Raw genomic sequence first — 26,239 nt, 5'->3', positions numbered from 1 at the left:
AATGCACAGTAATTTGCGATTGTAATGCACAGTAGATTCTAAAAATTGATAATGTGTTTTTATCTAATAATGTGATTTATATAATGATATAACGTTACTTGCGTTGAATTATCATATTGTATAAACGATAGTAATTTGAAAATTGAACTTGTTTATTTATTGGATTTTTTGATAAGAAAGGGATTAGATATGAGTATAAGCAAAAAAGATGCTGCTAATTCAAGTATTCAGCCTTCGCTTTTTGATTTTGATAATAAAACTTATACTCAAGATTCCTTTGATAGTCCTTCTAATGCTGCAGATAGTTTATCTAATGCAGACGGTATTCCTTCTAACGATGCAGATAGTTTTTCTAGTGATGCAGATAGTTCTTCTTCACGCAAAGCTCATATATGGAATCCTAATTTAAATAATGATGAATGGATTGCTAAGTTAGAGCCTACAGATGCAGATGCTCTAGCATTAGAAAATATTCAACTTTCATTCTTTACAACTGAACAAGCTGCTAAATTGTGGTCTAAATTAGCTGCTTGGGCTCAATCAGATCAAATTGCTTATTATGTTGAAGATTGCCCTACGAGTTCAGATGCAGCTTATGATGCGAGAATGAGAATGTTAAGTTCTTTGGAATCTGCTTTTCCGACATTAGACAATCCTCAATCTCCAACACATAGAGTTGGTGGTACTTTTTCAAATGATTTTACTCCTGTAAAGCATCCATCTCGGATGATGAGCTTAGATGATGTGTTTTCTTTCGAAGAATTACATGATTGGTACAATAGCGTGTTAAGAGATTTGCATTGGTCGCAAAATGAACCATTGCCTATGACATGCGAAGTAAAGATTGATGGTTTAGCTTTAAATTTAATTTATCGAAATGGTACTCTTGAGCAAGGTCTTACTAGAGGCGATGGAGTAACTGGTGAAGATATTTCGTTAAACGTTAGAACGATTGATGCTATACCTACGCAATTAAATGCAAATGATCCAGAAGATATACCGGAATTTGTGGAAATTCGTGGCGAAGTTTTTATGTCTTGGGAGGATTTTTATAAGCTTAACGAAGAACAAGAGAATTCAGGTAAATCGCCTTTTGCTAATCCTAGAAATGCTGCAGCTGGATCATTGCGTCAAAAAGATCCTAGAATTACATCAACAAGACATTTAAGTTTTTTTGCTCATGGTTTAGGTCAATTACGTTGGAAAAATTCAACTCGTCATGCAAATAGCGAAACGACGTTTAATCAATCAGATGCTTATGAACTTTATAAAAAATGGGGTGTTCCAGTTTCTCCTTATACTCGAAATGTAAATAATTTTGAGCAAATTCAAGATATGATTGATTATTATGGAGAAAATCGTTCTTCTATAATTCATGCTTTAGATGGAATTGTTGTTAAAGTAGATGATCGTGCTTTACAGCGTAAACTTGGTGCAACATCTCGTGCTCCAAGATGGGCTATTGCGTATAAGTATCCTCCTGAAGAAGTTAATACTATTTTAAAAGATATTATTGTTCAAGTAGGTCGTACAGGACGAGTAACTCCAGTAGCTGTTCTTGAGCCTGTAACTGTAGCTGGTTCTACTATATCTCGTACTACTTTGCATAATCCTTATGAAGTTGAACATAAGGGCGTTTTAATTGGAGATACTGTTGTTGTTCGTAAAGCTGGAGATGTAATTCCAGAGCTTGTAGGACCTGTTTTAGGTGCTCGCAAGGGTCGTGAGCAAAATCTAAGAAGATTTGTGATGCCTGAATTTTGCCCTTCATGTGGAACAAAGCTTGCTCCTGCAAAAGAAGGGGATAAAGATATTCGTTGTCCTAATGTTGAAAATTGCCCTGCACAACTTACAGAGCGAATTATTCATTTAGCATCTAGGCAAGCGTTCGACATTGAGAATTTGGGTGATGCTGCTGCATTAGCATTAGCGAATCCAGAGGATTCTAGGCCTACTACTTGTGAAGTGTATCGCCCTGATATAGATAAAATTACTATTGATAGAGGTTCGTCTTCTAAGCCTAATATTCCGGAAGCTCACTTTAATCTTCCTGATTATCAATCTCCAATTCTTCACAGTGAAGCTGGAATTTTTAATATTAAAGCAGAAGATTTACAAAATGTTATGGTTTGGAAAGAAATTCCTCTTGTTGAACAGTGGAATGAATTAGGGGAAGATGGAAAACTAAAGAAAAGGTCTAAAAAGATTGGCGGATCTGGATTATGGAAACAGGTTTCAGCTTTTTGGACTCGTGAGTTAGAAGCTAAACGTAATTTGTCGAATTTTTCGTCTACTGATTCTCAAGATGAGTTTAATAGTGATTACCCAGATTTTGAAGTTCCTTTAGATGCTTTTGTAACTAGAGTTAAAAATAAACAAGTGCGCAAAAATGGTGATCTTTTGACTATTAGCGTTCCTTGTTATAGGCGTCCGAGTGAAACAACTAGAAGTATGTTAGATGAAATTTCGCAAAAAGGGAAAAATGCTGCATTATGGCGTGTTCTTGTTGCGCTTTCTATTCGACGTTTAGGTCCTCCTACTGCACGACTGATTGCTCAACATTTCGGGTCGTTAGATAATATTTCTAATGCTTCTATTGAAGAGCTTACAAATATTGATGGTGTTGGATCAGAAATTGCAAAAGAAGTATTCGAGTGGTTTGATAAAGCAAAGAATATAGATGATTGGCGATATGAGATATTAGCTTCTTGGAAAAATGCTGGCGTTGCTGGCAAATCTGATTCTTCTAGTAGCAATCAGACACAGACTCTTATTGGCAAGACTGTTGTTGTTACAGGTTCTTTAGAGGATTTCACTAGGGATTCTGCTAAAGAGGCAATTATATCTAGAGGAGGTAAAGCTGCTTCTTCAGTAAGTAAAAATACTTATTGTGCGATTGTTGGTGCTAATGCTGGTTCTAAAGCTACTAAAGCTATAGAACTTGGTATACCTACATTAAATGAGAGCCAATTTAAGATTTTACTTACAACAGGTGATGTTGAATTGGCTTTGCGTAACGATATTACGCTTGATTTGCAAAGTGAATCATAGAATATGAGTAATAAGTTGATTGAATTAGAAACTCGTATTTATGATTTGTTGGGTAGTGTTATTGACCCAGAATTAGGAAAATCTGTTACAGAATTAAATATGGTAACAGGTGTTCGTGTAGTTGCGAATCATGATTATTTAGCTAATTTTAATCATTTAGATAATGTTGATAAAAGCTTTGCTAATTCAAATTGCGCTATTGAAAGCTGCGCTATTGAAAGCAATAGTAATAAAAATCGTGTAGCTTATGATGTTTTTGTTGACATTGAGCTTACTGTTCCAGATTGCCCGTTAGCTCAAGTTATTACGCAAAAAATTAAGTCAGCTGTAGAAAAATATCCCTCTGCTCATCTGATTCCTCATGTAAATATAAGTGCTATGAGTAAAGAAAAGCTTTCAAAACTCGTATTGGATTTGAAAGCTGAGCGTAAAGAAAATCCTTTTAATAAAAATGGTAATACTACGCGTATTTTTGCTATCGCATCTGGAAAAGGTGGTGTTGGTAAATCTTCAATAACTGCTAATCTTGCTGCAACTTTTGCATCATTAGGATACGATACTGCAGCTATTGATGCAGATGTTTATGGTTTTTCTTTGCCTGGTATGTTTGGCATACATTCTCAGCCAACTAATCTTAATGGAATGCTTATGCCTGTTGTTTCTTGGGGAGTTAAGCTTATTTCTATTGGAATGTTTGCTGGAACAGATCGAGCGATTCTTTGGCGAGGTCCTCGTTTGCAACGATCTTTAGAACAATTTCTTTCAGATGTTTGGTGGGGTAGTCCTGATGTTCTTTTACTTGATTTAGCGCCTGGTACAGGAGATATGGCATTAGCTGTTGCTCAATCGTTGCCCAATGTTGAGCTAGTTGTTGTTACTACTCCTCAGCCAAGTGCTTCAGATGTTGCTGTTCGAGCAGGTCTTATGGCGTTGCAAATTCCTGTTAATGTGCGTGGCGTTGTTGAAAATATGAGTTGGTTTGATAACAATGGTGAGAGATTAGAAATTTTTGGTTCTGGCGGAGGCGAGCGTGTTAGTTCTCAGCTTTGTAGAGCTCTTGATAAAAATGTTCCTCTTCTAGCTAAAATTCCTTTAAATACTTCTATCAGAGAATTGGCAGAGAGTGGGCGTCCTGCAGTTTTAACTAAAGAAGGTAAATTAGCGGATTCTTCTTTAGCTAATACTTTTATTAAGCTTGCTAAAGATTTAATTGAAAAATCTTAAAATTTTTTCAAATCGTGTTTTGATTTAATTTGTTATTTTGATTTTATTTAATCATTATTTGCATAAGTAATTATTATTTCTTTGAGTATTGTTGGTTATTGTTGAGTTTTGTTGAGTTTTGTTGAGTCTTGCTTATTTTTCTTGATTTTTGTTGATTTTTCTCTTGATTCCCAGCTCTAACTTTTTTGATTTTTCTTGATTTAATATAATGTTTAGCAATAAAAAATGAGGCTACGCGATAACTTGCGCAGCCTCATGAGTTTATATTTTATTTAATAGCGTTGAGCCATTGTTCTTTTGTTGCTTTTTCTGCTTGAAGTTTTGCTTTTCTCTTAGAATCTTTTTCGTTTGCGATTCTTTCATCTAGTTCGTCAAGTTGAGCTTTCAATTGCAAAGCAAAGCTTGATTTACGAGCGTTAGCTTCTGGATCTTTATCTTTCCAAGCAGCTTCTTCAACAGCTTTAATCTTTTTATCAACTTCATTCAAACGGCTTTCAATGCGGCGCATATCATCGCGAGGAACGAATCCGATAGCATCCCACTGTTCTTGAATTTCAGATAAAGCTTTTCGTGCTTGTTTTGCTGATTCTTCATTTTCAACAGGCAGCAAAGCTTCAGCTTGTTTGAGTAGTGACTCTTTTTTAGCTAGATTCTCTTTCTCGCTTGCATTCATCTTTTCACGATCTGCTTGACGAGCGTGATAGAATACGTCTGCAGCTTCACGGAACTTAGTCCATAATTCGTCATCGTGTTGACGTCCAGCATTTCCAGCTTTCTTCCAACGATCCATTAAGGCATTAAACTTCATGGAAGTTTCACGCCAATCTGTAGAAGTTTTTAAGCTTTCTGCTTCTGCAATAATAGCTTCTTTAACATTCTTAGCATTATCGCGTTCGCTATCTCTTTGTTTAACCCAAGCATTACGTGCTGTTGTAAAAGCAGAGCGAGCTTTAGAGAATCGTTGCCATAGGTCGTCTGCATCTGCTTTAGCTAAATGAATACTTGTACGCTGATGTTGCTGCCACTTGTCAAAAAGCGAGCGCAACTTATCTCCTAAAGAGCGCCAATTAGTTGACTCTGTCATATTCTCAACTAACGATTCAGCTTGTTCAACTATTGCTGTTCGCTCTTTAAGAGCTTTTTCGATTGCATCTTTGCGAGCTTTTGCAATTTCTTCTTTTTTATTTTCTCCACGAGCCTTTAATTCGGCGTGTCGCGCTCGTAAAGCAGCGATATCTCCAACAACTGCAGGCTCACTTAATTCGGATTCTAAAGTGTTGACTGATTCGTCAATTTCTTTAGGTTTCACATTTGTTGATGCGAGTCTTTTTTCAAAAAGATCAAGTTTAATCTTTAAATCTAAGTAGCGGTGCACGTAGAAAGTAAGGGCATCTTCTGGTGTACCAGTAGAGTATTGTCCTACTTCACGTTCAGTGTCACCTTCTCGCACGTAAACGGTGCCATTTTCATCAACTCTGCCAAACTTTTCAGCGTTTTTTACATCTTCCTCACTATAAGAAATAGTAGGGGTTTGAGCTACAACTCGAGTTTTATTAGCAAAATTCGCAGGCGACGGCGCATGCGGTTTTGGTGTAGCATTGAGTTGAGTAGTTTCTTCTGGTTTAGTCTGTTCGCTCACGGGACAACTCCTTACAGCATATGCACGGTAACAGTGTTACGAATAGTATAACTTTTGGTCACAATTTTCCGTAACATCACCTATTATAGTGGACATGGTACAAGGCTCATCAATATCTGGTTTCCCTGAATGGCTTCCTAGTGAACGTGCTGTTGAACAACGCGTGATTGATACACTTAGAGAAGTCTTTGAACTCAACGGTTTTATTGGCATTGAAACGCGAGCTGTTGAGCAAGGTTCAAGTTTATTAAAAAAAGGTGAAACAAGTAAAGAAATTTATTTATTATCTCGTTTGCAAGAAGTTGGTAATGAATCTAAAACTCCTGTTGAAGAACGTATAGGATTGCATTTTGATTTGACTGTTCCGCTTAGTCGTTATGTTGTTGAGCATACAGGCGACTTGGCGTTTCCGTTCAAGCGTTGGCAAATGCAAAAGGTTTGGAGAGGGGAGCGTCCGCAAGAAGGTCGTTTTCGCGAATTTGTACAAGCGGATATTGACGTTGTTTCTAATGGCGATTTGCCATCCCATTATGAAGTTGAATTACCGTTAGTTATGGTTGAAGCTCTTGAGCGTTTGCGTGAGTTTGGACTTCCTAAAGCCACTGTTCATGCTAATAATCGTAAGCTTTCAGAAGGTTTCTATCGTGGGATTGGTTTAAGTGATATTGAAGGAGTTCTACGAGAAATCGATAAATTAGATAAAATTGGCTACGATGAAGTATTTAAACTTCTTGTAAAAGAATGCGGTGCTACAGATTCTCAAGCTGCTGCTTGCTTAGAATTAGCGCAGCTTCGCGCTAAAACTGGTGAAGAGCTTAAAGAGCGTTTTAATTCTCTATGTGATAAGCATAATATTGTTCGAGATGAAGATAACGAATCATATGCTCTATCTTTACAAGGAGTTGAAACGTTATCAATGATCGTTGATGAAGCATCTAAGATTCGACCTGGTAGTGTTGTTGCTGATTTGAAGATTGCTCGTGGTCTTGATTATTACACTGGCTCAGTTTATGAAACTTTCCTTGATGGTGTGTCATCTTTAGGATCTATTTGCTCTGGAGGACGCTACGATAATCTTGTTTCTCAAGGTAAGAAAAAGTATCCTGGAGTTGGTCTTTCTATTGGATTATCTCGTTTAGTTTCTTATATGCTTCACACGGCTCACGCAACTGTTTCTAGAGTTTCTCCTGCAGCAGTACTTGTTGCAGTGTGGAATGAGGAAGATCGTCCTCATTGCAATGCTATCGCTAAAGCTTTGCGTGATCGTGGTATTGCAACTGATGTTGCTCCTACTGCAGCAAAACTTGGAAAGCAAATAAAGTACGCCGACAAGCTTGGTATTCCTTACGTTTGGTTCCCTGCAGATAGTACCGAATCTGAGTCTTGTCAAGATGAAGTAAAGAACATAATTACAGGAGATCAAGAATCAGCAAATGTCACGTCGTGGCAACCAGATACTGTGTATGCCCGGCAGACAGTTTCCTGTGCTAAATAGTTTGCGCGTATTTTTACTCGCGTAAATAAGCACAGATTTGTGTCAATGGAAAAATGATTACATCATTATTAGAACATAGAGGAAGTGGACTTATGAGCCAAACGGCGTATCGTACGCACCATGCCGTTGAAGTGACTGAAGCATTGGTCGGGCAAAAAGTAACCATCGCAGGTTGGGTTGATCGTCGCCGTGATCACGGTGGCGTTGCCTTTGTTGATGTTCGAGATAATACAGGATTAGTGCAAGTTGTTATCTATGACGAAGAAACAGCTAGACCATTAAGAAGCGAATTTGTTGTGCAAATAACAGGCGAAGTTCGTCTGCGTCCAGATGGTAATGAAAATGATCACTTGGCAACAGGTAAGATTGAGATTGTTGCGCAAACAGTTACTGTTCTTTCAAAGTCAGATGCATTACCATTCCAAGTTTCAACAGCTTTGGAAAACGAGTCAGAAAACAAGCTTCCTAGCGAAGATGTACGTTTAAAGTATCGTTATCTTGATTTGCGCCGCCCGTCTATGCAACGCAATTTAAAACTCCGCTCTGATATGGCTAAGGCTGCTCGTCACGCTTTGGAAGATATGGACTTCACTGAGGTTGAAACACCAACATTTATTAAGTCCACTCCAGAAGGAGCGCGTGACTTTGTTGTTCCAGCACGCTTGGTTCCAGGCTCTTGGTATGCTCTTCCACAGTCTCCGCAGCTCTTAAAGCAGCTTCTTATGGTTTCTGGCGTTGAGCGTTACTATCAGCTTGCTCGCTGCTATCGCGATGAAGACTTCCGTGCAGATCGTCAGCCTGAATTTACTCAGCTCGATATGGAAATGAGCTTTGTAAGCCAAGAAGATGTTATGGCTATGGCTGAGCGCGTTATTGCTGCAATTTGGAAGGAAGCAGGACATGAAATTACTCTTCCTTTGCCTCGCATTACTTGGCAAGAAGCAATGGATAAGTATGGTTCTGATAAGCCAGATTTGCGTTTTGGAAACCCACTTATTGAGTTGACTGACTTCTTTAAGGATACTCCATTTAGAGTATTCCAAGCGACATATGTTGGTGCTGTACTCTTTAAGGGTGGTGCTGCAACTCCTCGCCGTCAGTTTGACGCTTGGCAAGATTGGGCTAAGCAGCGCGGAGCTAAGGGATTGGCTTACGTTGTGTTTGGTGAAGATGGCGAGCTGAAAGGTCCTGTTGCTAAGAATCTTTCTGAAGAAGAGCGCGCAGGTCTTAAGCAAGCTGTTGGAGCAGAGGATGGCGATGCAGTGTTCTTCGCAGCAGGAAGCCGCGAATCTTCACAGCTTTTGCTTGGTGCAGTTCGTGTTGAGCTTGCAAGCCGTGCAGGATTGCTACATCCAGATGAATTTGCTTTTACTTGGGTTGTTGACTTCCCACTGTTTAAGCGTACTGATGATCCAGATGATGATGATGTTGCTGTCGGTCACTCAAAGTGGACTTCTATGCATCATCCGTTTACAATGCCATCTGCTGATTGGATTGATAAATTCGATAAAGATCCTGAGCATGCAATGAGTGATTCTTACGATATTGTGTGCAATGGTAATGAAATGGGTGGCGGTTCTGTGCGTATTCACAGAGATGACATTCAAGATCGCGTGCTTAATGTTCTTGGAATTGATAAAGAAGAAGCAGATGAAAAGTTTGGATTCTTGCTTGAAGCTTTTAAGTATGGTGCTCCACCTCACGCTGGTATTGCTTTAGGATGGGATCGAACTGCTGCTATTTTGGCAGGAGCTAGCTCTATCCGCGATGTTATTGCATTCCCTAAGGCTGGTGGCGGTCGTGATCCTCTAACTGGTGCTCCAGCCCCAATTTCAGACGAACAACGTGCAGAAACTGGCGTTGATTACGATCCTGATGAAGAATAAAAATATTTAGTATTTAGCAGATTTTTCATTAAATAATCTGCATATGTTACGAAAAAGTATGCCGTTGATAACAAGAAGTATTGATTCTTCTATATCAGCGGCATATTTGTAACTTAAGAGTTACAAAAAGTAACTGCGTTGATAACTGTGTGTAACACAAATATATTAAGCTCTTTCATATGAGTAAAGAAGAATTAACTACAAATCATATTGAAAAAGATACAATTCAAAGCGACAATCAAACGCGTGAAAATTCTATGCCTTTAGTGGAATTAAGTCATGTTGAAAAATATTTTGGTAAGCTTCATGTTCTTAAAGATATAAATCTTACAGTTAATAAAGGTGAAGTTTTAGTTATAGTAGGTCCTTCAGGATCTGGAAAATCCACTATGTGCAGAACTATAAATCGTCTAGAACCAATCGATTCAGGTGATATACGTATAGATAGTAAGCCTCTTCCTCAAGAAGGTAAAGAACTTACAGCATTACGTGCAGAAGTTGGTATGGTATTTCAATCCTTTAATTTATTTGCTAATAAAACAATTCTAGAAAACGTAACTTTAGCTCCTATTAAAGTTCGACACATGGATCAACAAAGTGCGCAGAGTCTAGCAATGGATTTGCTTAAGCGAGTTGGTGTAGATAGTCAAGCGAATAAAATGCCTTCTCAGCTTTCAGGCGGTCAACAACAACGTGTTGCTATTGCTAGAGCTCTTGCTATGCAACCTAAGGTTATGCTTTTTGATGAGCCAACTTCAGCTCTTGATCCAGAAATGGTCAATGAAGTATTAGACGTTATGGTTGAACTTGCAAAAGAAGGTATGACTATGATTTGCGTTACTCACGAAATGGGATTCGCGCGTATCGCTGCAGATCGTATTGTGTTTATGGCAGATGGTCAAATTTTAGAGCAAGGTACTCCAGAAGAATTCTTCGAGCATCCTAAAACCGATAGAGCAAAAGATTTTCTTTCGAAGATTCTCACTCACTAATAGCGCTTTCATTTTCCTTTTAGCTTAAATACTAAAACTTATAAAAACAGTTCTTCTGAAGGGGAATATATGAAATTATTACATAATCGTATTTTTCGTGCGATATTAGCAATGCTTTGTGCTCTATGTTGTGTTATGCCGCTTACTGCTTGCGATCGTAGTGATGGTAAGAAAGTAATACGCATTGGAATTAAATTTGATCAGCCTGGTATCGGTTTTAAAAAATCTGGAACTTATGTTGGATTTGATGTAGATGTTGCAAAATATATCGCTAGGGAATTGGGTTATTCTGAAGATCAAATTGTTTGGAAAGAATCTCCATCTAAACAGCGTGAAGCAATGTTACAGAATGGCGATGTAGATATTATTGTTGCTTCATATTCCATTACGGATGCTCGTAAGAATACAGTATCTTTTGCAGGGCCTTATTTTGTTGCAGGACAAGATTTATTAGTACGAAAAGATGAAACAAATATCAATGGACCTGAAGATTTAAACGGGAAACGTTTATGCTCTGTAACTGGCTCAACGTCTGCGATAGTTATTAAAGAGAAATTCTCTTCAAAAGTACAACTTATGCAACAGCCTGGTTATGCTGAATGCGCTACTGCATTATTCTCCGGAATAGTAGACGCAGTAACAACAGACGATATTATTTTGGCAGGTTTAGCTACTGCATCAAGAGGACGACTTAGGTTAGTCGGAAAACCTTTTACGGCTGAATATTATGGCATTGGAATTAAAAAAGGGAATAAGAAACTAGCTAAACGCATTAACGAAGCGTTAAAAGGCATGATTAAAAATGGATCATGGAAACGAGCTTTAGATGATAATTTACGTGGAACTAATTTCAAACCAAATTCTACTTATAATCCGCCAACTCCTAAGGAAGGTGAGTGATAATGCAAGATTTTATTCAACTTTTTTCGTCATATAATATTCTTTCTGCTTTCCTTGTTAATATCGAAATAACATTGTGGAGCATATTATTTTCTGTGATTATTGGCATTATTTTGGTAATTATGAGAATAAGCCCTATTGCATCACTTCGTATTGTTGCAAGTGTTTATGTTGAGTTTTTCAAAAATATGCCGCTTACAATAATCATGGTTTTTATGGTTCTTGGAGTTTATGCACAATTAAAACTTGGTTTTTCTAAAATCTTTGATGTTAATTTCTTCTGGCTTGCTATTACAGGATTATCGCTTTATACAGCAGCATTCGTATGTGAATCTTTGAGATCTGGATTGAATACTGTTCCTATTGGTCAAGCTGAAGCGTGCAGAGCTTTAGGATTAAATTTCTTCCAATCTGCTTTTAATGTAATACTTCCACAAACTTTTTGCGGATCTGTTGCTCCTTTAGGAAATACGTTTATAGCATTATTGAAAAATTCAACTGTTGCAGCTGCTGCTTCTGTTGCAACAGAAACTTCAACAATGATGAGTGAGATGATTGAAAGACATGCAGATTTGATTATTCCAATCTTCCTTATTTTTGCTTTTGGCTACATTATTTTGATTATTCCAATAGGTATTCTTACAACGTATCTTTCTAATAAACTTGCTGTGAGAAGATGACAGAAGGTGAATATTATGTCTAATAAAGAACAATCGCTTTTATTTGACGCTCCTGGTCCTAATGCATCTAAAAAAATACGTATCGCTAATATTATTGCGGGTTTCGTGTTTGTTTTAATTGTTATTGCTATTATTGCGCGTTTAACTAATCCTCCTCATGGTGAAAATCAATTATCTTTAGAACTTATCAAACCTGCTGTTGAGTCTGAAGCTTGGATTGATTTTTATCTTCCAGGATTATGGATGACTTTAAAAGCTTCATTGCTTGCAATAGTAGGGTCTATAGTTTTTGGATTATTCTTTGGATTATGTCGTCTTCTTCCTAATTTTCTTATTAGAAGTGTTTCTGCAATTATTGTAGAATTTTGCCGAGCTGTTCCAGTTTTATTGCTTATGATTTTCTTGTGGAGAGGATTTGCTTTTTCTGGAATAAAAAGCGCATCATATTGGGCTGTAGTGCTTGCTTTAATCTTATATAATGGTTCTGTTGTTGCGGAATTAGTGCGTTCAGGCGTAGGTAATTTGCCTAATGGTCAGCGTGAAGCATCTCTGGCTCTTGGATTAAGCCATTATCAATCTTTAACTCAAATTGAGATGCCGCAGGCTGTTATTGCTATGATGCCTGCTGCTGTAACTCAAATTGTAGTTGTTCTAAAAGATACAGCTTTAGGTTCAATCATTATGTATACAGATTTGTTACAAGAATCTAGACGATTAGGATCTATGTATTTCAATATTTTGCAAACTCTTAGTATTGCTGCAATAATCTACTTCTTGATTTGTTGGGCTCTTTCATGGTTTGCACAATGGTTACCATCTCATATTAAGAATAGAACTGCAGCTCCAACTGAAGCAGAGCCTGTTGCTCCTATTGCAATTATGGATCCTTCTAACGTTAATCAGATTGCTGTAGCTGAAGAAGTTGAGGAATTGCCTCATGGTGGAACTCCTAGAAAGTATCACGTGCATCATCGCGGAACTAATGCTTCTATTCATCATTGGCGTCAAACTCGTTATTTGCAAGGATATGACGAGCATCATTATGGCATGAATGATGATAAAGAGGTTGATAAAGATAGTGCTAGAGATACTAATAAAGAGGTTGATAAAGATATGTAGTAGTAAGCACAGATAGATTGGGTGCTAGAGAGATATAAGAAACTAGAGAGATATAAGAAAAAGGTTACTAAATATAGGTATAAGATAGTGATAAAGATAGATAGTATTTAATGCAATATGCATTACGAATTTAACTAGATTAGTTATAGAATAAAACGATTGTGGATGTTAGCTTGTAAAAATTCTGCAATCGTTTTATTTTTGTTTTAATACAAAATGTCGTGTTATTTCCCAAAAAGTTTTTTGTTGTTTTATGCTTTTTAGTTGCAGTTTTAGTTGTTATTTATTGTGTGTTATGTTTTATGTTTGCGTGAGTTTATATAAAAAGATAAACTATTAAAAGTCATATTTGTAAATGGGGAGGCTAGTTGCTATGGATGAAACATTTGAGTTGTCTGCTTCAAAGATGCGCGATGCTGGAATGAGCGATACTGCAATAGCACAGTTTTCACATTTATATGAAGTATGGCGTAATAACGAAAAAGGATCTTTTATTCGCGAACATGATGTTGAGCCGATTAAAACAGTTCCTAGTTTTCACGAGATTTATGAAACTATCGATCACGATAAAGCAGTTAAGGCGTTTGCAAAAACAGCTTTTATAAAGCTGAACGGTGGTTTAGGAACTTCAATGGGGCTTTCTTGTGCGAAATCCTTGCTTCCTGTGCGGCGGCACAAAGCGCGTCAAATGCGTTTCATAGATATTATAATTGGTCAAGTTCTTACAGCTCGTCAACGTTTAGGCGTGGATTTGCCTTTGATTCTTATGAATTCTTTCCGTACTTCTAAAGACACTTTGCAAGTATTGAAAAGAAATCGTAAATTTGTTCAAAACGATATTCCTGTTGAGATTATTCAACATCAAGAACCAAAAATTTTAGCACAAACTGGTGAGCCAGTTTCTTATCCAGAAGATCTGACTTTAGAATGGTGTCCTCCTGGGCATGGTGATTTGTATTCAACTATTTGGGAATCAGGCATATTAGACAAATTGTCAGAGTACGGCTTTTCTTATTTATTCATTTCAAATTCAGACAATTTGGGTGCTCGTCCGTCTAGAACTCTTGCGCAATATTTCGAAAATACTCACGCTCCTTTTATGATTGAAGTTGCTAAACGCACTCAAGCAGATAGAAAAGGCGGACATATTGTTCGAGATATTGAAACTGGACGTATGTTATTACGCGAAATGAGTCAAGTTAATCCTGAAGATAAACGATCTGCTCAAAGTATAAATAAGCATCCGTATTTTAATACAAATAATATTTGGATTCGCATTGATGCGTTGAAGAAAATGTTAAAAAAGTATAACGGCGTATTGCCTCTACCTGTTATTTGCAATAATAAAACAGTAGATCCAACTAATCCTGAAAGCGCTAAAGTTGTTCAATTAGAAACAGCTATGGGTGCTGCTGTGTCGCTTTTTGACGATGCAATTTGTGTTGAAGTTGATCGAATGCGTTTTCTGCCTGTAAAGACCACGAATGATTTGTTTATTATGCGATCTGATAGATTCCATTTGACTGATTCATATGAAATGGAGGATGGAAATTACATATTTCCAGATATAGATTTAGATCCGCGTTATTACAGAAATATAGATGATTTTAATGAAAGATTCCCGTATTCTGTTCCTGCTTTAGCTGCTGCGAAGTCTGTTACTATTAAAGGAGATTGGACTTTTGGTAATCAAGTATCTATGTTTGCGGATGCTGTTTTACAAGATTCAGGTGAGCCTAATTATGTTCCTAATGGTAGTTTTGTTGGACCTCAAGGGATTGAGCCGGATTCGTGGGTGTAATTTTTAGTTATCGTATTTTATTCCCGATTTTTGCTGTTGTTTATTGTGTTTTATTAAATAAATAAGCAATTTTACGTTTGGATTTCAATATTTTATTTGAATAAACAGTTGAAAATAAACGCTAAAAGTCATTTTTATAATAAAATTTATAGTTATTGTTTATTATTTAGGTTTGGGCGTGTCGCAAAAAAAGGGCTTTATATCAACGTTTTTAGCCTGTTTTATTAAAAATATTCAAGAAAAATATAATGATTTTCAAAAATGTCCACACGTATAGAAAAAGACTATTAAAATAGAGAAGGCATGCTTATGAAGAAAAACCATAAAAAGCTAGTGAAGTTCAGTTTTCTTCTTCCGTGTTAGAGCTTTTTATAGTAGTTTTTTGTTAAGCATGTAGAATATAAAAAGATATTAAGCAACGAGACGTGAGGAATAATGGCAGAAGGAACTAACGGAAGGCGACGTTTTTCCGATAAATGGGGTAAGCATGAGTTAGATGTGCTTGCTGTATTATCTTCCGCGTTTCCGCAATGGCTTACTTCAAGGCAAATAGCTCAACGAGTCAAAGCATACGCTGACTCTTATGGAGAGCTTGCAGATCAAGCTGCTAAAGCTGCATTTGCAAAGCAGTTCCAAAGAGATCGCGCTAAGCTTGCTGCAATGGGAATCGCTATTGAATCTCGTCAACCTGAATATTCTTCTAAATCAGAAGGTCAGGATTTTGCTTCATACCGTTTGCAACTCGGTGATGAGCCTCGTGTGCGTCTTCGTTTTAAGCAAGAGGAGCTTCCTGTTCTTGCTGCAGCTAATTATTTAGCTCGCTCAATGTCGATTTCTTCGTCTGAATCTAATCAACACGAGCAGCAACATACTTCTAGAACAGCTCCTAGAGTTCCACAAGCGCCTATTCCTGGATTAGGTTTAGATTCAATTGCACCCGGATTAGGTACTCAAGTTATTCCAGACGATTTAGTTAAAGTTATTGATTCTAGAAGATTTGCTGCAACTGTTGATGTTGATGGTGAGCATTTGAATGTTGCTTATACTGATTCTGATGATTTAGCTATGTTTGTGCTTGAGCATCCTGGATCTTCTGTTGTAAGCCCTCAAGAAGCTGTAGATGCTTTTAATAGACGTCTTCATGCTGCTTTGAAATTCGAGTCATGCGATGATGAATCTGTTGTAGAGCAAGATGAAGAAAGCTCTATGAATAATTGCGAAGATTCATTATCTGAGTGCGAAAACGATAAGCCACGCGCTAAAAAATCCTCTTCTTTCCAAACTGGAAGCGAAGTTGATCGTCGTTTGAGATTGATGTTATTCCTTTCTGCTCATTTAGGCGAAGAATTCCCACTTGATGAGCTTGCTGTTCGTTTTATTGGTAATCCTAAAAATGAAGAAGAGTTACGTCGTTTTGTAGCTATTTTGCAAAAAGATGTGAGCACTCTTCTTACTGTTTCTGACGATGGAGAAATGGCTGGAAGTCAGTTCTTTGAAATTGACTGGTCGCTTTTAGAGGATGAGGGAATAGTTTCTGCAACTAATTCATTGGGACTTGAACGCTTAGCTGGAATATCACAGCAATATATGAGTATGCTTACTGCATCTGTAAATTATCTTGCATATTCTCCATTATTGCCTGATGCTCAAAGAGCTATTGCAGAGTCACTTTATATGCGTTTACGCAAGCACGTTCGTCCTGGTGAAACTCCTTGGTTAAGTCTTACAGGTTATGAGATTGAGCCGCGTAATTGCTCTATTGTTCGTAGCGCTATATCATCTAAATCATTGCTTGATATGGAGTACACTGACGGAGCTGGAAGAATTCGTCGTAAAGTTGTAGCTCCTTCTAAAGTCTTTGTTGATGAAGGTGTTTATTACGTTGCTGTATGGACTGACGTTTTAGAGCAAACTCCTGAAGAAAAGCGTTCTTTGGTTGTTAAAGATACTTCAATTAACAAAGCTAACGGTTTGCCTCGAATTTGGCAAGTTTTGCGTGTAGCTAGAATTGAGCATGCTGAAGTATTGAAGCCGCTTTCTGAAGTTGATATACCTGATGTTCCTGTTAGTGAATTGCGTACTTGGAGCTTTGATAACGGTACTGAAACTTCGTTTATAACTGATGAAACAGAGTTGAACTTTGTTAAAAATCTTTCTGGTGCAAGAGTTGAACAGTATGGCGATGGATTGAAAGTTCATTTGGTAGTTTCATCTGATTCTTGGTTCGTTGCTTTTTGTATTGCTCATGCTCGTCATATTAAGGCTGTTTGCCCTGAAACATTGCGTACTATGATTCTTGCTAGAACTAAGCGCGAACTAAGTATTCAACAGGGTAGTGATGAATCTTTTGAAGAAGGTTCGGAGGTACATTGATGCCTTGGTGGATTTGGCTAATTTTAGCTATATTTTTCGTATCAATGTTTTTAATAGGTTCTGTTTATGCATTCATTAAGTTGAATAAAGGTCTTGTTGTTGTATCTGAAAGTGCAGATAAAATATCGGATATTTACGATAGATTCGATACTTTAGATAATAAAACAGTAGATGATAAGCCGTTATTTACTCAGCCGATTGCTGTTGCTGCTCGTAGGTATGAAGAGGCACATAAACGAGTTATTTTGCGCGATGATCGTAAAAAAGAAATACACAAATTGGTTTGGCAACATTGGAGCAATAAGTCTTTGCGAGAAGAAGATCTTAATTCTAGCGATTCTAGCGATTCTTCTAATTTACACGATTTACACGATTGATTTTTAATGAGTAGTGATTCATATAATTTATCTAAGTCTTATAATTCATCTATGACATGTGAAAATAGTCTTTCTCCTTCAGCGCGATATGCTTCTTTCCGCAAAAATCAGCAATATAAGAAAACAATGGCATCGAAATTTGAAGAAACATTGCCATTTGAACTTGATGATTTTCAAAAAGAAGCGAATGAAGCATTAGAAAATGGTAATAATGTATTAGTCGCAGCTCCTACAGGTGCAGGTAAAACTGTTATAGCTGATTTTGCTGTTTTTCTTGGTGTTAATAGGGGAGTGAAAACCTTTTATACTACGCCTATTAAAGCTTTAAGCAATCAGAAATATCACGATTTATCTGAAATATATGGTTGTGACAAAGTAGGTTTGCTTACAGGAGATACATCAGTTAATCCTGAAGCAGATATTGTAGTTATGACTACTGAAGTTTTACGCAATATGCTTTATGAGCGTTCTATTACATTACACTCACTTGGGTATGTAGTTCTTGATGAAATTCATTTCTTAGCAGACAAATTCAGGGGAGCTGTTTGGGAAGAAGTAATAATTCATTTACCTAAATATGTTACTATTATTGGTCTTTCTGCTACTGTTTCTAATGTAGAAGATTTTTCTGCTTGGATTTCTTCTGTGAGAGGAAAAACGCATTTAATTGTAGATGAGCATCGTCCAGTTCCGTTAGAGCGTCATGTAATTATTCAAAAAAACTCTAAAAGTGAACCTGAAATATTTGATCTTTACGATAAGAAAAAATCTGATAACAATCATGTTAATCCTGCTTTGATTCGTGCTATTTGCGATTTGGAAAATCGTGCTAGCAGAGTAAAACTAAAAAGTTCTAAGAATTTTCGTTCGTCTAAAAAAGTAAATAGTCGTTTATTAAAGAGGCAATATCGGACGCGAAAAAATGATGAAGAATCTAAAAGTTTAGCTTTACGTTATACTCCTAAGCGTTGGGCTGTAATTGATGAGTTAGATTATCTTGGAATGCTTCCAGGAATTTATTTTATTTTTTCAAGAGCTGGATGCGATCAAGCTGTGCGTCAATGCATAAACGCTGGTTTAACTCTTACGAGCGACGATGAAATGTATGAAATACGCAAAATAGTTGATTCGATTGTTTCTAATCAATTGAGTAAAGATGATTTGCGCGCGCTTAATTTTGAGTCTTTCAGATATGCATTAGAGCAAGGTTTTGCACCTCATCATGCAGGTATGATTGCATTATTTAGGCATATTGTTGAAACTCTTTTTGAGCGTGGTCTTATTAAAGTTGTTTTTGCGACTGAAACTCTTGCTTTAGGTTTGAATATGCCAGCTAGAAGTGTAGTTGTAGAAAAACTAGTTAAATTTGATGGTACTGGTCATGTTCCTTTAACTCCTGGAGAATTTACTCAATTAACTGGTCGTGCTGGAAGACGTGGAATTGATACGATTGGTCATGCAATTTTAGTAGATTATTCTGATTTTAATCCTTCTAAAGCTGCGTCATTATCAAGTAAGCGTGTCTATCCTTTGTATTCTAGCTTTGTACCTACGTTTAATATGGCTGTTAATTTGTTGAATAATAGTGATGCAGCTACAGCTAGAATAACTTTAGATTCATCATTTGCTCAATGGGAAGCTAATGAGCATGCACAAAGACTTCATTCTAGAATGATTGAATTAACTCAAGCTCTTAAAGCTTATGAAAAGGCTTTTTATTGCTCTCACGGCGATTTTGCAGAATTTATGTCTTTAAGAATGGAACTTAAAAATGCTCAGTTGATTGGGCGTAAAAAGCTTAAGCATACGATTTTTGAAACTGAAAAAGAAAGGTCTTTAGCGTTTCAAAATTTAGATAATACTATTGCTAAATTGCGCGAGAAAGAAAGAGAGCATCCATGCGCTGGTTGTAAAGATATACAAGATCATTTGCGTTGGGGATATCATTGGGTACGAGAGAAAAAAGAATTACAACAAGTTCAACAACGTTATGAGTCTAGAACTGGTTCTGTAGCTCGTTGTTTCGATAATATTTGTGATGTTCTATATGCCTTAGGCTATTTATCTTCTGGTGACAAAACTAAAGAATCATATTTTGCTGTTAATGAAAAGAACATTGAAAATAGTTCAAATACTAGCATTAGTTTAACTAATAAAGGTCAATTATTGCGTAGATTATATAACGAGCGCGATGTTGTTTTTGCTCAAGCTATTTGTGAAGGATTATTTAACAATCTTTCTGCAATAGAATTAGCGTCATGTTTATCTTCATTAGTTTATGAGCCTAGAGGTATTTCTTCTTCAGAGCCTAGAAGATATCCAGGTGGACAAAATGGAGCTGTTTTTAGAACTATTGGAAAACTTAAAGCTTTATTTATGGAAGTAAATAATTTATGTGTTAAGTGTAATTTAGATCCTTTAATGCCTCTTGAATGTGGAGCTTTAGACATGATGTACGATTGGGCGCAAGGTGCAGATTTGTCTATAATTCTGCAAAATTCAGACATTACTGGAGGTGATTTTGTACGTCAAGCTAAGCGTTTAATAGATATTCTTATGCAATTGTATTCTGCTGAAGATTATCTTAACTCTATTGAAAGCGTAGATAAATCACTAGCTAGCAAAGCTCGTCAAGCAGCTGAATTATTAAATAGAGGAGTAGTTGCATATTCTGACTTGTAGATAAGTATCATAAGTGTTATAAGTATCATAAGTGTTATATTTATTATATTTATTATATTTATCGTATTTATCGTATTTATCGTATTTATTGTATTTATTGTATTTATCTTATTTTATGAATTGCAAAAATATGTGCTAATTATATAGAGTTTTTGCTAATAAAAAAGTATTGTATATTAGTCTATAGTTGACTTAGATAACTCGTCCGGCGTAACATTACTCTAGTTTGTATCAGAGTAATTTGTAGATTATAGATTATAAGGAGAAAAATGGCAGAGCGCAGTTTAAGAGGCATGAGTATTGGAGCAAAGTCTTTGGAATCAGATGACAATGTTGATTTTGCTGCTCGTGTTGATATTGCATATGTATGCCCTAAAGGTCATAGAACTATTCTTCCTTTTGCTAAAGGAGCTGATGTTCCTGAAGAGTGGGAATGCAGATGTGGAAATATTGCGCATCGCGAGGGTGATGAAGATAATCAAGATGATGAATTTAATAAGCCATCTAGAACACATTGGGATATGCTTTTAGAACGTAGAAGCGAAGAAGAATTGAAGGCTCTTCTTGAGAAGCGTTTGAAGATGCATAAAGAAGGTTGGATTCCAGATTACGAGTGATTGCTTTCGCAATTTGATTTCAAACTATTGATTATGAGAGTAGTATTATTAGATTTAGACGGGACTATTACTCAGTCTCATCAAGGTATTATTGCATGTGCTAAGAAAGCTATGGAAGAGCTTAACATGCCTATTCCAGATGATGCTGAAATGCGAAGATTTATTGGTCCATCGATTCTTGAGTCTTTTCAGCGAAATCATATGCCTGAAGATTTGCAAGATTTAGGAGTTCAGTTATATCGTAAGTATTATTCTCAAGTACCTACTTTTGAAGATCCGAATAATTCAGGTAAGCTTATTACAGGTAATTTTTTAAATCGTCTTTATGATGGAATTGATGAGCAGCTTAATATTCTTCGTGAATCTGGTTTTTATTTGGCGATTGCATCTTGTAAGCCTGAATATCAAATTGAGCCTATAGCTAAGCGTTTTGGTATTGATAAAATGGTTGATGCAATTTACGGTGCTAGTCGTGATATGTCGCGAATTAAAAAAGCTCAAGTTATTCGTTACGCGTTTGAAAATATGAAGTTTGAGCTTAATGAAGATAAAGCTTTGATGGTTGGTGATCGTTGGACTGACGTGGACGGCGCTAAAGAATGCGGAATTGATTGTTTAGGATGCGGATGGGGTTATGCTGAGCAAAATGAGCTTCATTTACATGGAGCATACCGCATTATAAATAATGTGAATGAACTTGCTCATGCAGTTATTGAATATTTTGATGAATGCAAGTAAATATATTGTTATTTGTTTTGCTTGATTCTATTAGATATTTCCGATAATGTACGTTATGTCAAATTGGATTATAAAATAGCTTTTAATTTTTAACTTTAATATCGTTAAGTTGCATACTTGCTTTTACGCGAATTTGTTTATTTGTTTATTTGTTTATTCGTTTGTAAATCAGATCCTCTTGCTTTGTAGCAAACGACAAATGGATTATTATAACAGCAATACTAATAATCCATAAAATAATAAAAATGATCACTGAAGAAATAAAAATAAATTCTATTGTTTGTGCAATTTTTGAAGGTGCGACAACACAGCTTTGAAGTATCCTATAAACCATCCCATATGCCATTGCAAATGGCAATGCAAAACAATGAGCTATAACACTAGTCCAGCTAAGCTTTTTTACTTTAACGTCTTCTTTAACGTGTACTTTTGTATGTTCATTTATGTTTTCTTTGACGTCTTTATTTGTATATTGTTTAAGATTTTTAATATTGAATAATAAAAATAAAGATTCTAAAGAACTGGCGATAAGCAATACTATAGAAATAAGCCACATTACGCTTGGGATAGCATATAGTAAAACGCTCATATCTTACCTTTATCACCTCTTACCTCTTACCTTTATCTACCTTCTGACGTTAAATTTTACTGATTTAATTCATTAAATGGAGTAAATATTTCAGATTGTAAGTCAGATTCCACGCGTTTACATATCCTACCAACATCAATTGCAAAAACTGCTGAACCAGCTTCAAGCATATCTAAAATATTATTTTTATCACTATCGTATTCTTTTACTGTATTCCCATCGCAAATAATAGTCATTTTATTAAGTGATTCTTCACAATGGCAATAAAGAAAAACAATTGCATTAGTTACATTTTGCAAATTTACGCCAGCATCTAGCAATTTTTTTGCAACTGACATGATTGATATATCTTTGAACGAATACAATCTTCTAGAACCAGATCCATGAGAAGGTGTAATAGAAGGCTCAATAATATGTTTTCTTGCCCAATAATCGAGCTGTCTATACGTTATTCCTGCAATTTTCATAGCAACAGTGCCACGATACCCCCTATCGCTATTTACATTTGTAGAAAAGCTAAATAAAACACCTTGAATAGAAGATTGAGCGGAATATTGTGGATAGTATGTTTCATCTACCATATAATCCCCCAATCGCAAAGATATTTTTACACAAGCGTATATTTTTACACAAGCGTATATTTAAAAATGTAATATGTTAGCAATAATCATCATGAAGTTTGAATTATGCTTAATATATGAATAAAGAATTCATGCGCTAAATAGAATAATTCAATATTTTCGCTTATCTATTTAGAAATAGAATCACTTCCAAAGAAAACTAAACGAAACTTTCCAATCATGATTTCATCACCATTATGTAAGACTGTTTCATCAACACGCTCTCTATTAACATAAGTGCCATTCAAACTACCAGAATCTGCGATAGTAAACACATTTCCATTTCTACGAAAAACAGCATGCGCTCTAGAAACAGTAGAATCATCTAAGAGAATATCTGCTCGAGAATCACGGCCTACAGAAATAACGTCTTCATCTAAAAGGTATCGTGATCCTGAAACTGCTCCCCTAGTAGAAATTAGTAATGCTGTTCCAGGAACTAATTTAGAAATAGTGTCTAAATCATCTTTTCTTAAAGGACGATCTTCAGTTGCAGTAATAGGAATATGAATTGCTGGCATACCAATAATGGTTGTTTCACCAGCTGTAGGAATCGGTTCTGTCATAATTGTTATTGTACATTGTTACTCGACTTGATGAGCATATTGATATTGTTTTGGTTCGCGTGTCGCTTTAATTTCCACTTCGTCTGGTGTCATAACATGAACAAGAGCACCAAATTTAACTTTCAATCTAGATCCTACGCCACCAGCAATAGTAACAGCATTTTGTAAGTTTTGAGGATCTCCTATTGCTTTAACAATATAAGGCGGATCCATTTCTATACCGTCACAAATTAAGCCATGCTTAGAGTCAGAAATATAACTTGATGTAATAATTCGAATATCGTTAATAGAAATAACTTCAACTCCAGCATTGCGTAATTCTTCAATAAGCCCAAACATTGTGGAGGAATCTATTCGTTCTTTTTCTCCAGCAGTAATATGAATTATTATTCCTTTTCCTATTGCTGGTAGTCTTCCAGATAACAATCCGTTAGTTTCGGCGTTTTGACGAGCGATACGTCTTGCTTCCTCTTGCTTATTAACAGATGCACGCAAAGAGTCTAATTGACCGCTTAATTCACTTTTACGTTGCTCAAGATTTTGTATCTGTGAATTAGTTTCTGTTATAAGTCTAGTTAATTCGTCTTCGCTTAAAGTTTCATATAAAGAAGAGCTGCGATTTACTTGAATCATATAAGCAAATCCCAATAATGCGCACATAAGCATAATAAGAAATCCTGTAAAAATGCGCGCTCTTGTGATTTGAGAGCTTAAAGAATGTTTCGAACGCTTAGGTACAACAGGAAAAGAACCAGTTTGTGTTTGATCGCTTTCGCGATCTTTTGCATGCTGTTGATGTAATTTTCCAATAATATTCTCATCATTTTGCTTATTAGGAAACGCCATAGACTAACTCCTAAATATGAAGCGTCTAATAGCAGACACATTAGAGAATATTCGTATTCCGAGCACTACTATAACTGCAGTTTGAAGTTGAGCACCAACACCAAGCTGATTCCCCAACAAGACTAAAAGAGTAGCTGCTATAACATTAGAGAAGAACGATATAACGAAAACTTTATCCGAAAAGTTTCGTTCAAAATAAGCTCTTGCAGCGCCTAGAAGTGCATCAAGAGCAGCAACAACCATAATAGGAAGATACGGCTGAAGAACTATAGGTATATCTGGATGAACAACAATACCTATTAGCACGCCCAAAATTAAACCGAGAATAGCTGTCATATTTTTTATTCACCTATCTTTCTTCTTTGAGCGAACTGAATATCTCCAGTGCTTGCTACAGATAATTTTAATACATTAGAAGATGAAACTTGCGGATTGATACCAGCGTTTGTAAGAGATGAATACCATGAAGAATATTTTTGATCGGAAATTTTTTTATATAATTTCCCACTATCTCCAATAGCTTCAATAGTATACGGGCTTTGAGTTTGATTTACTCCAATAAGTATTGATTGACCTGCAGTTCTTATAGAAGTTTGAACTCCTAAGCGATGACCATTTACAGCAATAGCTTCAGCTCCACCTTCCCATAAAATTGAAACAAATCGTTGAATATCTCTATCAGTAATTACTCGCATGCGAGCACCAGATGATTCTCTCGGCAGGTTTCCTTCAGAAGAACCGGCTCCTGCAGAAAAAGGATTAGCTAAAGTTATAACTATTCCTGGTCCTTCTACAGGATTGATTCCGTTAGTCATATCATCGTTTTTTGTAACTTGATTTTCTTCAGGAGTTGTAATACGTTTTGATTCGCGATCAACGCTGTTGTGTAATTTTGTTACTTCTTTTAGAAGAGAGTTGAATTTAGTAGTATGACCAGATAATTCATTTGCTAATGACATTCGTATTGTTTTACGCGAGTCAACGTGTAATTTGCGAACAAATTGAGTTCCAATAGTGCCTACAGCTATGCAAACAATAAAAACAACTACTCTAGTAGTCCATAAGCTTAGTGGACTAACTTTTTGAGTATTTAATCTAGAATCCATAAATAAAGGATCAACAGGACGATTGATTAAATCATCAATCAAACGTAAAGAATAATCATCAACATAGCGTCTTCTATCGTGATGTCTAACTAAGCGATTGCGATTATTAGAAGCATGGTGAGAAGCGATATTAAAAATAGATTTAGAGAATGTAGCTCTTCTTCGAATCAATTGAGAACCATCTAAAGCAGGGAAAGATGGCGCTTGATTGATTATACTCTCATCAAGTGCCTTAATATCGTTAGAATCAATCCCGCCGCGTGACATGCAAATAACTTATTCTCTCTCGCTAATAACATTACTATTGCTAAGCAACATGCATGCTTGTTTCACATACAAAAAGCCTGCAATCCAATATAGTACTATTCCCCATATTCCACATGCTATTGCGAAAGCATAAATTATTTGAGTATGCATAAAAGATGTGGAATAAATCATTAAAAGTACTATGAAAAGCATCAATAATGCTGTACCAGTTTTACCCATAAAGTTGACAGGTAAAGGCCCGTAATCGTATTGCGCAAGAATAACAATAAGAACAGCCATAATAACATCTCTAGCTAAAACTAGGAATAAAGTCCACCAAGGTATTATTGATGTAAAAGTTAACGCTAGAGTGCTACAAACAATTAACAAACGATCTGCAATAGGATCTAATATTTGTCCGAGTTTGCTGACTTGATTAAATCTACGAGCTATATATCCGTCAACACAATCTGAAAGAGCTGAGATAGCAAGAACTAAAAGAGCTAAAACCATATTATGTTTTGCAATAAGCCAAGCTAAATATGGTATAGAGCAGATGCGAAGAAAACTTATAAGATTAGGTACAGTGAAAACTCGATTAAGCGCAGCAGGACTATATTCCCTACTAGAAGCAAACTTAACCATTTCATACTTCCCTTAATTTTAATAAAAGTCAATAAAATCAAAAATTA

22 protein-coding genes are annotated in these 26,239 nt (G+C 36.1%); 14 read left to right on the top strand and 8 right to left on the bottom strand.

Annotated features, from left to right (window positions below):
• Positions 1-189: 189 nt before the first annotated feature.
• The gene (gene ligA, locus HMPREF3230_RS01230; RefSeq protein WP_075523175.1) at positions 190-3,051 is read left to right on the top strand and encodes an NAD-dependent DNA ligase LigA; all 2,862 of its coding nucleotides are present in this window, start codon (positions 190-192) and stop codon (positions 3,049-3,051) included.
• Between the two features lie 3 nt (positions 3,052-3,054).
• Entirely contained in the window at positions 3,055-4,275 is a 1,221-nt protein-coding gene (locus HMPREF3230_RS01225; protein WP_075523174.1) for an Mrp/NBP35 family ATP-binding protein, read from the top strand.
• Positions 4,276-4,543: 268 nt separating this feature from the next.
• Here the strand turns inward: HMPREF3230_RS01225 and HMPREF3230_RS01220 are convergent, their stop codons facing one another.
• Positions 4,544-5,914, bottom strand: a complete 1,371-nt coding sequence (locus tag HMPREF3230_RS01220; protein ID WP_075523173.1) for a DUF349 domain-containing protein — start codon at positions 5,912-5,914, stop codon at positions 4,544-4,546.
• Between the two features lie 94 nt (positions 5,915-6,008).
• On the opposite strand from HMPREF3230_RS01220, the gene hisS reads away from it, so the two are divergent.
• The 12 genes from hisS (at position 6,009) to HMPREF3230_RS01160 (ending at position 21,574) form a co-directional block, all read left to right on the top strand.
• The gene (gene hisS / locus HMPREF3230_RS01215; RefSeq protein WP_075523172.1) at positions 6,009-7,409 is read left to right on the top strand and encodes a histidine--tRNA ligase; all 1,401 of its coding nucleotides are present in this window, start codon (positions 6,009-6,011) and stop codon (positions 7,407-7,409) included.
• 92 nt (positions 7,410-7,501) lie between these two features.
• Positions 7,502-9,295: an aspartate--tRNA ligase gene (aspS, locus tag HMPREF3230_RS01210; protein WP_075523171.1), complete on the top strand. Its 1,794-nt coding sequence runs from the start codon at positions 7,502-7,504 to the stop codon at positions 9,293-9,295.
• A gap of 257 nt (positions 9,296-9,552) precedes the next feature.
• Positions 9,553-10,287, top strand: coding sequence for an amino acid ABC transporter ATP-binding protein (locus HMPREF3230_RS01205; protein WP_075523277.1), 735 nt, complete (start codon positions 9,553-9,555; stop codon positions 10,285-10,287).
• A 69-nt stretch (positions 10,288-10,356) separates the two neighbouring features.
• A complete protein-coding gene (locus HMPREF3230_RS01200) occupies positions 10,357-11,187 on the top strand; it encodes a glutamate ABC transporter substrate-binding protein (RefSeq protein ID WP_075523170.1) in 831 nt (276 codons plus the stop codon).
• Positions 11,188-11,189: 2 nt separating this feature from the next.
• Positions 11,190-11,867 carry an ABC transporter permease subunit gene (locus HMPREF3230_RS01195; protein ID WP_075523169.1) on the top strand — a complete coding sequence of 226 codons (678 nt, stop codon included), beginning with the start codon at positions 11,190-11,192 and terminating at the stop codon, positions 11,865-11,867.
• Positions 11,868-11,882: 15 nt separating this feature from the next.
• The gene (locus tag HMPREF3230_RS01190; protein ID WP_075523168.1) at positions 11,883-12,986 is read left to right on the top strand and encodes an amino acid ABC transporter permease; all 1,104 of its coding nucleotides are present in this window, start codon (positions 11,883-11,885) and stop codon (positions 12,984-12,986) included.
• A 373-nt stretch (positions 12,987-13,359) separates the two neighbouring features.
• Positions 13,360-14,787 (top strand): UTP--glucose-1-phosphate uridylyltransferase, encoded by a 1,428-nt coding sequence (locus tag HMPREF3230_RS01185; protein ID WP_075523167.1) that lies wholly within the window; start codon positions 13,360-13,362, stop codon positions 14,785-14,787.
• 435 nt (positions 14,788-15,222) lie between these two features.
• Positions 15,223-17,160 carry a WYL domain-containing protein gene (locus HMPREF3230_RS01180; protein ID WP_075523166.1) on the top strand — a complete coding sequence of 646 codons (1,938 nt, stop codon included), beginning with the start codon at positions 15,223-15,225 and terminating at the stop codon, positions 17,158-17,160.
• Positions 17,160-17,537 carry a hypothetical protein gene (locus tag HMPREF3230_RS01175; RefSeq protein WP_075523165.1) on the top strand — a complete coding sequence of 126 codons (378 nt, stop codon included), beginning with the start codon at positions 17,160-17,162 and terminating at the stop codon, positions 17,535-17,537. Before HMPREF3230_RS01180 ends, HMPREF3230_RS01175 begins: the two co-directional genes overlap by 1 nt.
• 6 nt (positions 17,538-17,543) lie before the next feature.
• A complete protein-coding gene (locus HMPREF3230_RS01170; protein WP_075523164.1) occupies positions 17,544-20,219 on the top strand; it encodes a DEAD/DEAH box helicase in 2,676 nt (891 codons plus the stop codon).
• Positions 20,220-20,488: 269 nt separating this feature from the next.
• On the top strand, positions 20,489-20,836 hold the full coding sequence (locus HMPREF3230_RS01165; protein WP_075523163.1) for an RNA polymerase-binding protein RbpA: 348 nt from the start codon (positions 20,489-20,491) through the stop codon (positions 20,834-20,836).
• A gap of 33 nt (positions 20,837-20,869) precedes the next feature.
• Entirely contained in the window at positions 20,870-21,574 is a 705-nt protein-coding gene (locus HMPREF3230_RS01160) for an HAD hydrolase-like protein (protein WP_075523276.1), read from the top strand.
• Positions 21,575-21,719: 145 nt separating this feature from the next.
• Here the strand turns inward: HMPREF3230_RS01160 and HMPREF3230_RS01155 are convergent, their stop codons facing one another.
• From HMPREF3230_RS01155 to HMPREF3230_RS01125, 7 genes are all read right to left on the bottom strand, one after another.
• Positions 21,720-22,163, bottom strand: a complete 444-nt coding sequence (locus HMPREF3230_RS01155) for a hypothetical protein (RefSeq protein WP_075523162.1) — start codon at positions 22,161-22,163, stop codon at positions 21,720-21,722.
• Positions 22,164-22,219: 56 nt separating this feature from the next.
• Positions 22,220-22,744, bottom strand: coding sequence for a MerR family transcriptional regulator (locus tag HMPREF3230_RS01150; protein WP_075523161.1), 525 nt, complete (start codon positions 22,742-22,744; stop codon positions 22,220-22,222).
• A 167-nt stretch (positions 22,745-22,911) separates the two neighbouring features.
• Positions 22,912-23,349, bottom strand: a complete 438-nt coding sequence (locus HMPREF3230_RS01145) for an FHA domain-containing protein (protein ID WP_075523160.1) — start codon at positions 23,347-23,349, stop codon at positions 22,912-22,914.
• Between the two features lie 18 nt (positions 23,350-23,367).
• Positions 23,368-24,195: a DUF881 domain-containing protein gene (locus HMPREF3230_RS01140; protein WP_075523159.1), complete on the bottom strand. Its 828-nt coding sequence runs from the start codon at positions 24,193-24,195 to the stop codon at positions 23,368-23,370.
• A gap of 3 nt (positions 24,196-24,198) precedes the next feature.
• Entirely contained in the window at positions 24,199-24,531 is a 333-nt protein-coding gene (locus HMPREF3230_RS01135; RefSeq protein WP_075523158.1) for a small basic family protein, read from the bottom strand.
• A gap of 5 nt (positions 24,532-24,536) precedes the next feature.
• Positions 24,537-25,568 carry a DUF881 domain-containing protein gene (locus tag HMPREF3230_RS01130; RefSeq protein ID WP_075523157.1) on the bottom strand — a complete coding sequence of 344 codons (1,032 nt, stop codon included), beginning with the start codon at positions 25,566-25,568 and terminating at the stop codon, positions 24,537-24,539.
• 9 nt (positions 25,569-25,577) lie between these two features.
• Complete coding sequence (locus HMPREF3230_RS01125) at positions 25,578-26,192, bottom strand: CDP-alcohol phosphatidyltransferase family protein (protein ID WP_075523156.1); 615 nt, start codon at positions 26,190-26,192, stop codon at positions 25,578-25,580.
• Positions 26,193-26,239 lie beyond the last annotated feature (47 nt).

The organism is Gardnerella vaginalis, from assembly GCF_001563665.1.
In the GTDB taxonomy this organism is placed as follows: domain Bacteria; phylum Actinomycetota; class Actinomycetes; order Actinomycetales; family Bifidobacteriaceae; genus Bifidobacterium; species Bifidobacterium vaginale_A.
This window is presented reverse-complemented; position numbering and strand designations above follow the sequence as displayed.

What these genes read in the sequence shown, in the direction of transcription:
- ligA (WP_075523175.1), top strand. Translation starts at nt 190, where the DNA reads ATGAGTATAAGCAAAAAAGATGCTGCTAATTCAAGTATTCAGCCTTCG.
- HMPREF3230_RS01225 (WP_075523174.1), top strand. Translation starts at nt 3,055, where the DNA reads ATGAGTAATAAGTTGATTGAATTAGAAACTCGTATTTATGATTTGTTG.
- hisS (WP_075523172.1), top strand. Translation starts at nt 6,009, where the DNA reads ATGGTACAAGGCTCATCAATATCTGGTTTCCCTGAATGGCTTCCTAGT.
- aspS (WP_075523171.1), top strand. Translation starts at nt 7,502, where the DNA reads ATGAGCCAAACGGCGTATCGTACGCACCATGCCGTTGAAGTGACTGAA.
- HMPREF3230_RS01205 (WP_075523277.1), top strand. Translation starts at nt 9,553, where the DNA reads ATGCCTTTAGTGGAATTAAGTCATGTTGAAAAATATTTTGGTAAGCTT.
- HMPREF3230_RS01200 (WP_075523170.1), top strand. Translation starts at nt 10,357, where the DNA reads ATGAAATTATTACATAATCGTATTTTTCGTGCGATATTAGCAATGCTT.
- HMPREF3230_RS01195 (WP_075523169.1), top strand. Translation starts at nt 11,190, where the DNA reads ATGCAAGATTTTATTCAACTTTTTTCGTCATATAATATTCTTTCTGCT.
- HMPREF3230_RS01190 (WP_075523168.1), top strand. Translation starts at nt 11,883, where the DNA reads ATGTCTAATAAAGAACAATCGCTTTTATTTGACGCTCCTGGTCCTAAT.
- HMPREF3230_RS01185 (WP_075523167.1), top strand. Translation starts at nt 13,360, where the DNA reads ATGGATGAAACATTTGAGTTGTCTGCTTCAAAGATGCGCGATGCTGGA.
- HMPREF3230_RS01180 (WP_075523166.1), top strand. Translation starts at nt 15,223, where the DNA reads ATGGCAGAAGGAACTAACGGAAGGCGACGTTTTTCCGATAAATGGGGT.
- HMPREF3230_RS01175 (WP_075523165.1), top strand. Translation starts at nt 17,160, where the DNA reads ATGCCTTGGTGGATTTGGCTAATTTTAGCTATATTTTTCGTATCAATG.
- HMPREF3230_RS01170 (WP_075523164.1), top strand. Translation starts at nt 17,544, where the DNA reads ATGAGTAGTGATTCATATAATTTATCTAAGTCTTATAATTCATCTATG.
- HMPREF3230_RS01165 (WP_075523163.1), top strand. Translation starts at nt 20,489, where the DNA reads ATGGCAGAGCGCAGTTTAAGAGGCATGAGTATTGGAGCAAAGTCTTTG.
- HMPREF3230_RS01160 (WP_075523276.1), top strand. Translation starts at nt 20,870, where the DNA reads ATGAGAGTAGTATTATTAGATTTAGACGGGACTATTACTCAGTCTCAT.
- HMPREF3230_RS01155 (WP_075523162.1), bottom strand. Translation starts at nt 22,163, where the DNA reads ATGAGCGTTTTACTATATGCTATCCCAAGCGTAATGTGGCTTATTTCT.
- HMPREF3230_RS01150 (WP_075523161.1), bottom strand. Translation starts at nt 22,744, where the DNA reads ATGGTAGATGAAACATACTATCCACAATATTCCGCTCAATCTTCTATT.
- HMPREF3230_RS01145 (WP_075523160.1), bottom strand. Translation starts at nt 23,349, where the DNA reads ATGACAGAACCGATTCCTACAGCTGGTGAAACAACCATTATTGGTATG.
- HMPREF3230_RS01140 (WP_075523159.1), bottom strand. Translation starts at nt 24,195, where the DNA reads ATGGCGTTTCCTAATAAGCAAAATGATGAGAATATTATTGGAAAATTA.
- HMPREF3230_RS01135 (WP_075523158.1), bottom strand. Translation starts at nt 24,531, where the DNA reads ATGACAGCTATTCTCGGTTTAATTTTGGGCGTGCTAATAGGTATTGTT.
- HMPREF3230_RS01130 (WP_075523157.1), bottom strand. Translation starts at nt 25,568, where the DNA reads ATGTCACGCGGCGGGATTGATTCTAACGATATTAAGGCACTTGATGAG.
- HMPREF3230_RS01125 (WP_075523156.1), bottom strand. Translation starts at nt 26,192, where the DNA reads ATGGTTAAGTTTGCTTCTAGTAGGGAATATAGTCCTGCTGCGCTTAAT.